13 protein-coding genes and 1 pseudogene are annotated in these 13,455 nt (G+C 43.2%); 5 read left to right on the top strand and 9 right to left on the bottom strand.

Going from position 1 to position 13,455, the window contains the following annotated elements:
• The coding region (locus QUA56_RS25785) for an HNH endonuclease (RefSeq protein ID WP_333363517.1) at window positions 1-771 on the top strand (771 nt) is incomplete at its 5' end.
• Between the two features lie 364 nt (window positions 772-1,135).
• Here the strand turns inward: QUA56_RS25785 and QUA56_RS25780 are convergent.
• The 7 genes and pseudogenes from QUA56_RS25780 to QUA56_RS25750 all read right to left on the bottom strand — a co-directional run bounded on the left by QUA56_RS25780 (window position 1,136) and on the right by QUA56_RS25750 (window position 8,057).
• Complete coding sequence (locus QUA56_RS25780; RefSeq protein ID WP_333363514.1) at window positions 1,136-2,503, bottom strand: MATE family efflux transporter; 1,368 nt, start codon at window positions 2,501-2,503, stop codon at window positions 1,136-1,138.
• 172 nt (window positions 2,504-2,675) lie between these two features.
• Complete coding sequence (locus QUA56_RS25775) at window positions 2,676-4,055, bottom strand: cytochrome P450 (protein WP_333363511.1); 1,380 nt, start codon at window positions 4,053-4,055, stop codon at window positions 2,676-2,678.
• Between the two features lie 56 nt (window positions 4,056-4,111).
• Window positions 4,112-5,491 carry a cytochrome P450 gene (locus tag QUA56_RS25770; protein ID WP_333363509.1) on the bottom strand — a complete coding sequence of 460 codons (1,380 nt, stop codon included), beginning with the start codon at window positions 5,489-5,491 and terminating at the stop codon, window positions 4,112-4,114.
• Between the two features lie 123 nt (window positions 5,492-5,614).
• Window positions 5,615-5,851 (bottom strand): hypothetical protein, encoded by a 237-nt coding sequence (locus tag QUA56_RS25765; RefSeq protein ID WP_333363507.1) that lies wholly within the window; start codon window positions 5,849-5,851, stop codon window positions 5,615-5,617.
• A 201-nt stretch (window positions 5,852-6,052) separates the two neighbouring features.
• Window positions 6,053-6,679 (bottom strand): annotated as a pseudogene (locus QUA56_RS25760) (VOC family protein); the annotation flags it as partial.
• Window positions 6,680-7,476: 797 nt separating this feature from the next.
• Window positions 7,477-7,632: a hypothetical protein gene (locus QUA56_RS25755; RefSeq protein WP_333363502.1), complete on the bottom strand. Its 156-nt coding sequence runs from the start codon at window positions 7,630-7,632 to the stop codon at window positions 7,477-7,479.
• An 80-nt stretch (window positions 7,633-7,712) separates the two neighbouring features.
• Entirely contained in the window at window positions 7,713-8,057 is a 345-nt protein-coding gene (locus tag QUA56_RS25750) for a hypothetical protein (protein ID WP_333363500.1), read from the bottom strand.
• Window positions 8,058-8,493: 436 nt separating this feature from the next.
• Between QUA56_RS25750 and QUA56_RS25745 the strand changes: the two genes are divergently transcribed.
• The 4 genes from QUA56_RS25745 (at window position 8,494) to QUA56_RS25730 (ending at window position 10,989) form a co-directional block, all read left to right on the top strand.
• The gene (locus tag QUA56_RS25745) at window positions 8,494-9,243 is read left to right on the top strand and encodes a hypothetical protein (protein ID WP_333363497.1); all 750 of its coding nucleotides are present in this window, start codon (window positions 8,494-8,496) and stop codon (window positions 9,241-9,243) included.
• Window positions 9,244-9,246: 3 nt separating this feature from the next.
• Window positions 9,247-9,774 carry a hypothetical protein gene (locus tag QUA56_RS25740; protein WP_333363492.1) on the top strand — a complete coding sequence of 176 codons (528 nt, stop codon included), beginning with the start codon at window positions 9,247-9,249 and terminating at the stop codon, window positions 9,772-9,774.
• A complete protein-coding gene (locus QUA56_RS25735; protein WP_333363489.1) occupies window positions 9,750-10,040 on the top strand; it encodes a hypothetical protein in 291 nt (96 codons plus the stop codon). The genes QUA56_RS25740 and QUA56_RS25735 overlap by 25 nt, the downstream gene beginning before the upstream one ends.
• A 97-nt stretch (window positions 10,041-10,137) precedes the next feature.
• Window positions 10,138-10,989, top strand: coding sequence for a Uma2 family endonuclease (locus tag QUA56_RS25730; protein WP_333363486.1), 852 nt, complete (start codon window positions 10,138-10,140; stop codon window positions 10,987-10,989).
• A 120-nt stretch (window positions 10,990-11,109) separates the two neighbouring features.
• On the opposite strand, the gene QUA56_RS25725 is transcribed toward QUA56_RS25730, so the two are convergent.
• On the bottom strand, window positions 11,110-11,607 hold the full coding sequence (locus QUA56_RS25725; protein ID WP_333363483.1) for a 2TM domain-containing protein: 498 nt from the start codon (window positions 11,605-11,607) through the stop codon (window positions 11,110-11,112).
• Window positions 11,608-11,796: 189 nt separating this feature from the next.
• Window positions 11,797-13,371, bottom strand: a complete 1,575-nt coding sequence (locus QUA56_RS25720) for an outer membrane protein assembly factor BamB family protein (protein WP_333363481.1) — start codon at window positions 13,369-13,371, stop codon at window positions 11,797-11,799.
• Window positions 13,372-13,455: the final 84 nt, after the last annotated feature.

The following is a 13,455-nucleotide window of genomic DNA, read 5'->3' as shown; positions in this document are numbered from 1 at the left end:
ATGACGGGAAACTATCACGTCCGGTTTTGCATGGGAGTTCGGGGTAGCGATACCCCGTTCGACCCTAACAAATGGGATAGAAAGTGCGCTTACTGTGGTGTTACTGACACACCATTGCAAGTCGAACATATTCATCCCAAAGCCAAAGGCGGATCTAATCGCATTTCTAATCTTTGCCTTGCCTGCGAAAAGTGCAATATCAAGAAAGGAACTCAAAATATTGAGCAATTCCTCTCTAAAAAACCAGAGGTTTTGAAACGAATTCTATCTCAAGCAAAACGTCCTTTGAAAGATGCAGCAACAGTTAACTCTACTCGCTGGGCGCTATTCAACCAACTCCGCACAACTAATTTGCCTGTTTTCACTGGCAGCGGTGGGTTAACTAAGTTCAACCGCACTCGACTAAATCTAACAAAAACTCATTGGTTAGATGCGGCTTGTGTCGGAAAGGTTGAGTCGTTAAAAGTTTTGACAAACAAGCCGTTGTTAATCAAAGCGACTGGACACGGGACACGTCAAATGTGTCGTACCGATAAATTCGGTTTCCCATCTCGCTATGTTCCCCGGTTTAAGTTTGTTAAAGGTTTTCAAACGGGAGATATTGTCAAGGCGGTTGTGACTTCTGGCAAAAAAGTTGGTATATACATTGGACGTGTTGCCGTAAGAACCAGTGGTTCATTCAATATTTCCGCCTCGGAATTGGTGTCAGGAATTAGTCACAAATATTGTTCACTTGTTCACAGAAAGGATGGTTATTCGTATGCAGCATAAACCTTGCCCCCCTTTTCCTCTCACCACTGACCTGGGTACAGGTACAGTGGGAGTCTCCAAGGGGGAAGACAGATGACAGCTCAAGGAGGGCCGCTCGCTCTCCCGTCAACGCAAGAGCATGACAACGAAATCTCTGATTTGTCGGGCGTTGATGTTAATTAACTGTCGATCGTATCGCGGTCAACCGACCGGACATGACATCATACCTCAATTCAGCAAAACCGGACATTCCATTGATTCTGATTTAATGTTCATTATTTTCTCGATCTTTCACTCGATCGAGCCATCATATCAATTCCGGTGCAGCCGGAATTGATATCATACCTCATTTCAGCAACGCCATCAACGATTTAAATTCACCAACTTATTTTGCTGAGATTTGAAGTGGGAGTCGCTCCAATTCCCTCCAACTAAATAAAGCGACAATTAGGAAAATTAAAATATCCACAGCAGTTAAGCTATAATAAATCCCATTTATTCCTATGAATAGCGGCAATATTAACACTACTGGTATAAACAGAAATACTTGTCTTGCCACAACTATTATTCCCGCAATTTTACCGTTGCCTATTGATTGGAACAACGTAATGCCACAAAATATAAAAGACAGTAGGGGTAGCATTATAATGACAATGCGAAAGTTTAGTATATCGTTAGCCGTGAAAGCAACCTTCGGCAGCAACAAGCCCAGAAAAGCTTCCGGAAATAATTGTAGGGGCAACCAGAGTATGCTTAACAGAACAGTACCGCCAATGCCAAAAATTAAGTAGCCTTTCTTCATTCTTTGAAGATTTCCCGCTCCATAATTTATACCGATTAGTGGCTGTAAAGCATATACAAAACCAAAAACAGGAGTTATTGCCAAAGAATACAAGTTCAACGTTGCGCCAGCAAAAGCAATATCGGTATTGGTTCCATAGTAGGCGATCGATTTAAAAATCACAACCTGTTGAACTATAGTCATTAACTCCATGATTAGCACTGACATACCAACCGATAGTATTGGTGACAGTAAATCTGCTGACAAAGTTAACTTTTTAATTTGAACCGGAGTAGAACTTTTACCAGAAATAAAATAGGTAATATTTATGACCGCATAAACCATTGAGGAAACAACTGTTGCCAAAGCTATTCCTCGAATCCCCCAGTGAAAAAATGCAACAAATATCGGATTTAAAACGGTATCAATTAGAACGTAAATACCAGAGAATACAGTCGCTAAAATGATTTTACCTTCTGATTTGATTAACTGGCTAGAACCTACCGCTAGGACAAGAAATACCGATCCCAACATATAAGTCTTAAAATAATCCGCTCCTAATAAGGCAACTTCACCTTCTCCTCCCATGAAAGAGATTAGTCGATCGCCAAAAACGTAACCTAAAATAGTTATGAAAAAAGAGATAATCAAACTAAGCACTATAAAAGTGCCAAATATCTTAGACTGAGTTTTGGTATCTCCCGCACCAATAGCGCGACTGAGAACCGAAGCAGAACCTACGCCAACTAACAAGGCACATCCAATTACAATCGTCGTCAACGGTAGTGCGAGGGATATGCCTGCTAAAGCACTTTCACTAATCAGTTGCCCTGCAAAGAAAGGATCGAGGAAAGTGTTCAATCCAATTAGTAACATTCCTAGAATACCGGGAACCGATAATTTCAACATTAGTGGAATCAGATTGCCTTGCAGAATTTCATCTGTAGCTTTGGTTTTCTGTTGTGAAGTCATTATAAATGTAATCTGGGGTTTGATAGAGTGGTGAATTTTGATATAGCAATCCTCGCATCAGTCGCAAAATCGAGCGAGACCAGAATCCTTGCAGTGCGAGCCAGAAAGCTCGCGTATAATGCAAGCAAATCATTTAGGATTGCTATAGAGTGGTGAATTGAGTAACAAGGTGCTACGATCTGGCCAGCGTTGTGGAGGAATATTGCTCTTGACGCTGACGCTGACCCAGCATCACCATCTTTAAACCACTAGCAGGAGGAAAGTTAACACCTTGAGGCTTTGGTCGTTCCGATCGTTTGTCAACTAGCCCTAGTTTATAGTTTGAAAGAATCGTTGCCAATATTAGCTTCATTTCAAATAAAGCTAGAGCCTCGCCGGGACAGCGACGAGTACCGCCACCAAAAGGCAGAAATTCATAATTTGAGAATTGTTTTTCCAGAAAACGCTCTGGTTTAAATTGCTTGGGCTCTGGGTATAAATCCTCGCGTTGATGAGTCAAATAAACACATCCTCTTAGTATGATACCTGGATTTAATTCATAGCCCATTACTTCAATTGGTGATTCAACCATCCTGGAAAATGTGATCACTTGAGTTGGATAAATCCGCATACACTCATTGCAGACAGCCGTAAGATAAGGGAGTGCAACAATACTCATAGGATCTGGCTTCTCACCGAGGCCATCAAGTTCTTCAAGCAGTCGAGCGAGGACAGCAGGATGCTTGTGAATTGAATACAACGCCCAAGTTATTGCCGTTGCAGAAGCATCTCGACCACCAAAAATAAGTGAAGGAAACAAATCACGCAACTCTCGATCTGTCAAAGGCTTACCCGTTTCATCACAAGCCGATATAAACTCCGAAAGAACATCAGTCCCAGAGGAATTTGCTTGCTTTCGGCGATCGCTAATTTCTGCTAATACCAATTCGTCAAATTGTCGCATAAGATCGCTAAAATATCCCCAAGGACTCCATCTCCCCAAATCAAGTTGCAAAGAGGGAAAAGATAAGCAAGTTTCTAACAATGAAGACCGGGCAAAACTCATCAGTCTTGGCAGCAACTTCCTCAATTTTTCGTAACGATCGCCTTCACGCAATCCCAATAAAACCTGTAAAATCACATCCAAAGTTATAACCTGCATCGTAGGGTAAGCCAAAAAAGGCTTGCCAACAGTCTGCTGACTCATTAACGTTTCTGTGAGATCACAAATGAGTTTCCCATAAGTTTTGATTCGAGTACCGTGCATGGGAGGCATCAAAATCTGGCGTCGATTTTTGTGGCGCAAGCCATCGAGCAATAACAATCCGTTATTACCCACCAGTGGAGCCACATCTTCGTTTAACTCACCCGGAGCGGTGATCTCTTTTGTCTGGGTAAAAATCTGCTTAATTCCCTGTGGATTGCTAACGAAAACTACCGGCGTAGAACCAAACATGATGGTGAAAATGTCGCCATAACGTTTGCTAACGCTATCCATGTAGCCAAGGGGATCGGCTGCAAATTTAAGATTCACTAACCATGTGGGAATTTTCGGACCTGAAGGTAGTTTCATAGTAATTTATAAGAAGGGGGCTAGGGAAGAGCGAATTGGGGACTACCGTGCAGTATCTAGCTTTTCTGAGCTAGATACTGCGTGCTGCGATCGCTCTGCTGACGCTGATTTTTCATCACCATTTTCACGCCACTAGCAGGATAACAGAGCAGACCTTCAAATTTAGGTCGTTCCGGTTGTCGATCGGCTAATTCTAAATGATAGCGGGAAAGCATAGTTGCCAATATTAGCTTCATTTCAAATAAGGCTAAAGCTGCACCGATACAGCTACGAGTGCCTCCGCCAAAGGGCAGAAATTCATAAGCAGAAAATGTTCTCTCTAAAAAACGCTCTGGCTTAAATTTGTTAGGTTCTGGGTATAAGTCCTCGCGCTGATGAGTCGCACAAATATTAACTCTTAGCAGCGTACCGGGTTCTAATTGATAACCCATTAACTCAATTGGTGATTCTACGATTCGTGGAAAAGTGAATAATTGAGTTGGGTAAATTCGCAAAGCTTCGTTACAGACTGCACTGAGGTAGGGTAGTCCGACGATGCTCGCGGGATCTTGCGAGTTGCCAATAGTATCAAGTTCTGCTAATAGTCGATCGCGGACTGTCGGCAAACTGTGAATCCAGTATAAGGCCCAAGCGATCGCGATCGCGGAAGCATCTTGAGCAGCTAACAAAGGCGAGATAACTAAATCGCGCAACTCTTCATTGTCGATCGCTTCTCCCGTTTCATCCTTCGCGGACATGAGATCGGATAAAATATCGGCACCTGAGATATCTGCTTGCTGGCGGCGTTCTTTGATTTCCTCTTCAATTAGCTGGTAAACTTCCTGGCGGAAGTAAAGAAGTCTTCCCCAAGGACTCCACTGTCCTAAATCTCGTTGCAGGAAGGGGAAAATATTGCATATCTGAATTGGGTTGCTCCGCATCAATTTTAGCATTGCCGGAAGCAATTGCTTGAGTCGTTCGTATCGTTTTCCCTCACGTAAACCCAAGACTACTTGAATGCTTATTTCTAAAGTAATCTTTTCTATGGATGGGTATGCTAAAAAGACTTTGCCAGTCGGATTTTGACCGATAATTTTTTCTGTCAAATCGCAGATTCTCTGTCCGTAAGAACGCAATCTCGCACCGTGAAAGGCAGGCATTATCAGCTTGCGTCGATGTTTGTGGCGCAAACCGTCGAGTTGGAGTATTCCTTGGTTCCCCGTAATTAGGGCCATATCTTCGTTCAATTCTCCAGAAGCTGGAATTTGTTTTGTATTGGTAAAAATTTGCTCGATCGCTTGGGGATTGCTGACAAATAATACGGGAGTAGTCCCAAACGTGATGGTGAAATTTTCACCGTAGCGTTTTGCGAAATCCTCCATGTAGCCAATAGGATTTGTGGAGATTTTAAGATATTGCAGCCAGATGGGAGCTTTTGGGCCTGAAGGTAGGTTCATCGATCTTTTTAATTAGTTGATGTATATCTAAATTTGTCGTGAGAGATGGAAGTGGAGTCGGATTTTTTCGAGATGTTCTAAGTAGGAAGGTTTTATTCAAAACTCGTTACTCGATTTCTGAAGTTAGCTGAGTGCGTCTCCTCCGATCGAATTCTCTGGCAACGATCGCGATACTAACCAAAGCAATGGCAATAGAAATATTATCAACACTCCCTGATAGCCGATCGCTTCTAATGAAGCCCCACGCTGGCGCATGAATACGGACAAAGCTTCGTACAAACACGCGATCGGGATAAACTGCGATACGTACAACAAGCTGCCAAGCAATCCGAATTTCTTTAAGCTTTTTGGGTTAATCATGGGACTGGGGACTGAGGACTGGCTGGGAAAAAACAATGTCTTGAGAGTACGCCAGCTTATTGCGATCGGGGAAAGTGGGTTTTGTAGAAGAATAGGTTGAGAGATTCTTTCATCAATACGTATACCTCAAATAATTATTATTGTCAAGTAGTCATGAGTCATTAGTCAGCAGTCGATGACCAATGACCGATCGCCAAAGGGTCAATATCTCAGTCGAAGGGGCAGTATTGGTCGCGCATCGAGTATTTTCCCTCGATTACCGCCGTCAAAGGTTAATTCCAGCAGTGGAGAGGTGTCGCGATCGATCGCGACAACATCATTGCGATCGAGCAGAGAAACAGCTTCACTCAGTTCTCGATCGCGATCGACTGCGATTTTGACACTAGTTAGCTTTTTTACCCCCAGCGGATCGGTAATTAACTGCTGATGCCTTTCACAAGAGCGATCGAGCCAAGTTGTCAGAGCAATATCGTTAGGAATAGCCAAGCATATAGGCTCTGCCGCATTCGCGATATTCTGCGGCGAAAACCTAATAAACGTATCTGGCTGCATCCACTCTGCCCAGTGTTTTCTCGATCCCGGAATCTGAGTTGTCATCTCGGGTAAAGAGCGCAAACCAATTCCAAAGGGAGATGCTCCTGTTTGCGGCCAACGCGCCCTTGCTAAAACGTCGATCCCCGTTCGTGCTGTATGCTGTTGGGCTGCTTTTTCGTCTTCGATCCAGATTAATTCGAGGTATGTATTCTCGAAGAAGAAAATCGTCGAGATTGTTCCTTGCTCTGCACGCCGCACTACTCGTTCGGAGCAGTGAAGACCTAAATCTTGAAGAAAGGAAACTGCCGATCGCCCTTATGTAACAAAGATAAAAAGGCGATCGATTTCCAGTAAAAAATTATCGGGACGCACCAGTAGTGATGTTGGCATGAGTGTTATTTGTCACTTGTGTTTGCTAAAACACACAGATTTTTCATCCGTGTATCCGTGCTGATCCGTATCCTGCCGATGGGAGTAACTCAGAACTTATATCTTTGTGCAGGTAGCTTGTTAGACAGACAGAGATGGAGATACTAGCTCTAGACAATCAACGCTAGACCTAACCTCCCAGCCTCCTTGGCTAGCGTTGGGGGAGAATTCAAAGCCTCTCAAGAGCAGGAGAGATGTTTGGATAGAGGTTTGACCGATCGCGCGAACAGTAAGGCTCTAGACAAGGAGTTTTTCATGAAGTTAATAAAAATTATTTGCAATAAGCACTTAACTATTAGGCAACAAACAGGGAGATATGTCAACTAGGCTCGGGCAAATTTTTAGAGAAAAGTATCCGTAGCGGTTTCGGCTAATGGACATTTCCCGCTTGTTTCGGCTATCCTAGATAATTGTAAATATTTATTGACACTCCCCGGTCAATGGTATGCGGGGATTCTCAAGGACAAACTTTGGGGGATGAATCCACCCAAAGTTTAATTCTTAAAGGGTTTGTCAGAAACCCACTAAGCTGTCGCGCATTTAAACTGTGATAAGCTGTTGAACATTTAAAACAGATTGTATGGTGCCGGGCGTCCGAAGTGTTTCCCGTTTAAGCGGAGCGTGTTCGCGGATGACGCACCCGGAAGACCCTAGTTAGTGGTTTAAATGCACAACAGCTTAGTACCAGAATTCATTGTAAAGTTCATGATGGTACGGCGATCGTTGATGTCGCTAATGCTCCATCCTAGTTGATTGCAATACCTCTGAATCGTCGAGCGGTAATTATTACCAGAGAATAAATCTAGATCGATTGCCATTAGAAAACTCCTTATCAAGAAAACTTAGAGTAAGCCACAAACAAAAATCCGAGTGCAATTGACAATTCTCAGTCAAAAACTTATAGACTTCCCCATTCGTCTCTCAGCGGCTTCCACTCATATCTTCTATTGGCTGGTGGCTTCTGGAACTTAAAAATTTCTTCTGCTTCTGTAAAACGAGCATTATCATTTTCTTCGTAAGAAAACCATAAATCATGATTGTGTTCTACAAGCATATGGATAGTCTTGCTCCCATTCCTATTGTTGGGATTTAAGTGAGCCGTCAGTCTTGTTTTAATACATGATTCAGACATTCCTACATATGCAGATCCTTGAGGAAATTCGGCATCATAGATGGCGTATATGCCTTTCATTCCTGTTGCAATTCTTGCTACAGTCTCTGAGTTGAATCTAACTGGGTCCATATTTACTTTTAGATAATTCAGTATTGTGATTCCATTAGTTATTATTGTTGAGCAAAATCTTTGACTTGTCTAGTCGGAAGATGTCGGAAAATGTCGGTAGTTTTACATGATTTTTCCTCTCTCGCAGGTCGGAGAATGTCGGCACGGTCGGAAATTGTAGGATACAATAGCTAAAACCCCCACACTTTCCCGATCGATGGACGCTGAAGAAATCTTAAAATTTGCCGACAACCTAGTTTTCGCCAAGACTGGAAAACATCTCGACGGGAGCATCCCAATTTGGTAAAAAGCCGTTTTTTAGGAGTGCGAGCGTCTCGCTCGCGATCTAGCCGTTCGCTATGGACGACGCGAGCGCGCTATATCATCGAAATATATTATTCTGATGCAACCGTCCATGATATGAAAGCAAAAATGGGATGCTCCCCATCTCGACAACGTGCAAGAGGCTATATTACTCGGTGCTTGGCAAGGTCAAAAATATCCTAAAATTGCAGAGGAAGCTCATTGTAGCGAGGGTCATGCTAGGGATGTTGCCTCGGAATTATGGAAAATACTTTCAGATGTATTAGGTGAAGCAGTTAATAAATCAAATTTTCGTTCAACCTTTAAAAGGTTGCAAATCTCTATCGTTTCATCAACAGTCGAGAAAAACTCTGTACAAATTGGTAATGTCAATGTCTGTGGAGATACTTCACACTCTCCAGAAGTTCCAAAAGATCGATCGCCCTCCACCTCCACCCCAGAAAACACTCAACCCCAAATACGTCAAGACTTAAGAGACGCACCAGATATCAGCTCATTTTACGATCGCACATCCGAACTCGCCACCCTACAACAGTGGATAATACAGGATCGCACCCGCCTAGTGGCAATATTAGGAATCAGCGGAATTGGCAAAACGGCGATCGCACTTCACCTCCTCCCACAAATTCAGCATCAATTTGACTGTATAATTTGGCGAAGTCTGGACACATCTCCAACTCTCGAAACCACCCTAAAAAGCCTAATTAAATTTGTATCTATAGCCTTTCTCAGAAAGATGAGGTACGTAGTTGGGCTTCAGCCCTCTCAGTTTAAGTGGTTATATAATCTGTCAATCATACCTCATCTTTTTGAGAAAGGCTATAATCTACCAGAAACCGAGTTACCAGTCAACACTGATGAAATGCTATCGTTGTTAATATAAAAATTGCGATCGCACCGCTGCCTCATCATCCTAGACGACGTACAAACTATTCTCAGCAGCCGACAAATAGCAGGCAATTATCGACATAAATATGATAATTACAGCACTTTTTTCAAACGGATAGGCGAAACTTGCCACAACAGTTGCTTAATCCTAAATAGTTGGGAAAAACCTAGAGAACTTGTCACATCAACCAGAGAAAAAGCCCGCGTTCGCAGCTTACAACTCGACGGTTTAGGTGCAGTCGCAGGCGAAATATTCCGACAAAAAGGTTTACTTGACGAAGACAAATGGGAAACCTTAATTAACACTTACCGAGGCAATCCCTTGTGGTTAAAAATAGTTGCAGCCATGATTCAAGAATTATTTAGCGGCAGAGTTGCCGAATTCTTACAATATGATATAGCAATCCTCGCATCAGTCGCAAAATTGAGCGAGACCAGAATCCTTGCAGTGCGAGCCAGAAAGCTCGCGTATAATGCAAGCAAATCATTTAGGATTGCTATATGCTATTCTTGCCAGAAGAATTGAAAGCAATATTGCAGCAGCAGTGCGATCGCTTATCCGAGTTAGAGAAACAGGTGATGTGCTGCATCGGGAATGAAATCGAGCCAGTTTCAATTTCCCAATTGTTAGAGAAAGTGCAATTATCGCCATCGGAGTTATTCAATGCGCTGCAATCTTTGGGATGGCGAGCATTAATAGAAAAACAAGAACAGGGCGAGAGATCGATTTTCACTCTATCGCCAGCGGTGAGGCAATATATGATGACAAAATATTCTCTCGCTCCAAGATGATCTACAATAATTCTTAACCATAAAACTGCCGCGCTACAGCCAAATAATCTGTTAAATTAATTGAATAATCATCAGCTTATAATTAACGGCTAGTGCCATGACTTCTCAAACAAAATCTTCGATCGCATTCAATCGACTGCCAGACCACACTCAACTGCCAGAATCCGAGGGAGATACAAACTATACACCAATAACCGATCGCCCTCCCGACCACACTCAACTACCAGACGAAGACGGTACATTTGTGAAAAACTTTCAGGAGCACCCCCAAAGCATTCTGCTGACTGATTCCATCACCCCGCTATTGCAGCAGCGCCATCAGGACAATCAATATTGCATAGGTCAAGATTGCGGCATTTATTGGCGCCTGACAGAGCCGACAGACAAAGGAGCTGAAGCACCCGATTGGTTTTATGTTCCAAACGTGTCGCCATTAGTTGACGGTCAAATTCGGCGTTCTTACGTGATGTGGTACGAAGTTGTCGCACCTTTAATTGTAATCGAATTTGTTTCTCGCGACGGCTCGGAAGAACGAGATGCAACTCCTAAAACGGGTAAGTTTTGGGTTTACGAACAAGCAATTCGCGTGCCGTTCTACGCTATTTATGAAGTAAGTCGAGCCAGCGTAGAAGTGTATCAGTTGCTAACAGGTAACTATCAGTTATTGCCACCCAACGATCGCGGACACTATCCGATTGGGCCTTTGGGTGTGGAATTAGGAATATGGCAGGGACAGTATCAAAATGCCGAACTGCCTTGGCTGCGTTTTTGGGACGAAGAAGGTAATTTATTGCTGACAGGTGGAGAACGAGCCGAACAAGAGGGACAGCGTGCCGATCGCGAGCAACAAGAGAAAGAATTAGCCCAACAACAAGCCGAACAAGAGCGGCAGCGTGCCGATCGACTGGCGGCTCAGTTAAGAGCTTTGGGTATCGATCCTGAAGCCTAAAATTAAGGATTTACCGCCCAAGCGGGGGCGGGTTTATGAGATTATTGATTTTAGGCAATTACGATCGGTAAAACCCGCCCTACAGGATTTATATGTATTTAACCGGAATTATGTAACCGATCACGACTGCAACCACTTCATAAACTTATCCGCCGCCGTACCAAGAGACTCACCGACTTGTTTCTTCAAACGCCACCGCTGAAACGCTTGTTCGTAATCTTCGCCTTCAGTTTGATAAACATTCCAAGCATTCAGCGACAATCCCAATCCCCACGTTAGTAAAATGAAAAGCGACCAAGAAAGCTCGTGCGATCCTGCTAGATTAAACAAAACTAGAAAAGTATTGATAATGCCGTACTTTGTCACATTTTTCTGCAATTTAGCGCGGCGGTAAGTGTTAAAAACCAGCTTTTCTTGAAATTCTCCTCTAGTTGCTAACCATTGCTGTTCCGCCAGCAGAATATCCTGTTCGGAAATGCCCAATTCCGCTGCAATCTCGAAAAGCTGCACTCTGGATAATTCCCCTTCATCCTGTCGCCGGGCGATCGCAAGCTGTAAAATACCTTGAGCATCCTCTGAACCGTAAACTTGACTTATTTGAGTTTCATGAGTTGCCATAACGAGTTTCCGATAATTTCCGAAATTATTTCTATCATACATATAACCGCAGTTAAACCGCAGGTAGGAATAGGTGGCGGATTTCAACACCCTTTTGAGAACAGGCAAGATGCCTGTTCCGCAACAGAGTTTACTTATTGTGGAACAGGCATCTTGCCTGTTCCCGATAGAGGTACAAAATAGCAATAACTAACCCAAAGTATACATCCAGCCATCCCTCGCGCAAATCCTCACAATTCCGTCCCAAACTACAGGCGTCGCCTCAAATGATAAACCGGGTTTAAATCTCCCTGATTCTATTACTTTCAAACGGTAAAACTCGCCTTTCGCATTTTTCAAAGCATTCTTATCCCCAGACTTTGCTCGTTCCCAATTCAAATTGAACAAATAAACACCGTTGTATCCCGCACTGACCAGTTTATTGCCATCGGTAAATATCGGAGTCGAAATTGAAGAACCAATCTCTTTTTTAAACACTATTACCGGAGTATCGTAAGACTGATTTCGCCAAGGTACAGCAATTTTTTTGCCTGTAATCATATCTTGGGAACCGATGTACAAATTGCCGTCGATCGCATTTGTGGCAAACAGCGCTGGAAACTCCCCTGGATTGTACTCGTCATTCAACGCCACCGAGCCAATTATCCCGCCTTCCCAGCTAGACAGTCGGCGATTTCCAGTCGGCAAAAACCATTCAACGCTGGCATTCGGTTCCTTGTTTGGATTCAGTTTCAGCACGCCGCCGTTGCCCTGAATGTATTGTTTTTCAATCGCACAAAATAGTTTTCCAGATTTAGAAATTACAGCACTTCCATCCAAGTCTGAACCAGTATAGAAATCCCAGACTATCTTTTTACTTTCAATGCTAATACCGTAAATATGACCGGAACCAGCAGCTATAAATATTCTATCTTTGAGCCTCGACGGGGATGATTCCGCTACCAAGTTGCCGCCGTGCTTGCTGATATCTCCTGCTGCATAAAGCTGTACTTCTGACAATATATTTGGCTGTTTAATTCCTTGTTTAATCTTGGCCTTACTTGTAGAACTATCAAGAAAATAGCCGATCGCATTTTCCCCCGCATTGAACAAAACGCCACCGCCGATGTCCAAAGCGCTGCTGTCATTATCGCGGCTGTAGCTGGGCGTTCTCCTGATGTCCAATTTCCAAATTTCCTTGCCAGTTCTAAAAGATATTGCCCTAAAACTCGGCACGACACTTTTGCCGCCACCGCCACTGCGGCTTCCCTGCAAAATCACAATTCTGTTTTCGGCGCTGGCTTTTTCATCGATATAAATCGTTGATGAGCCTTTGATTATATCATCAAATTTATAGCGCCAAACTTCTTTATTGGTAGCAATATCTATTTTTCGCAAATTGTGGTCGAAAGAACCTATAATTAAATAAGTTTTCCCCCGGTCTCTGGTAATTGTTGGCTGTCCAGTCCAACCCGCGCCGCTCCAAATTTGCGATCGCCTTCCCAGAAAAGTCCGTCCGCTTCCTAGCTCAAATTTGTCGATTAATTTCAAATTTTTCGGAACACCTCTGCCGTAGAACCGACGCTTGTCGTTACCTAAAAATGTCGGGACTAATAATTCTATTTCTGTGTCTGCTTTTGCCAGAGAATTGTTAAGATTAGTTTCTAATAAAGCTTGCTCCGAGGAGTCAGTTTGGATCAGTTTGATAACAGCAGGAGGAACAGCAGCACTCAGCAAAAATTGTCCTAGCTGTTGATTGAAGGTTCTCCGAGATGATAAGCTCATATTATATCGAGATAATCAGCCATAATATTAAAACATAATTATCAGCAACAACTCAACTAAAACATCTCGCGCTAAACTGCTAGA

It is taken from the genome of Microcoleus sp. N3A4 (assembly GCF_036701805.1).
In the GTDB taxonomy this organism is placed as follows: domain Bacteria; phylum Cyanobacteriota; class Cyanobacteriia; order Cyanobacteriales; family Microcoleaceae; genus Microcoleus.
The sequence above is the reverse complement of the archived record's forward strand: the minus strand, read 5'-3'. Positions and strand labels throughout refer to the sequence as shown.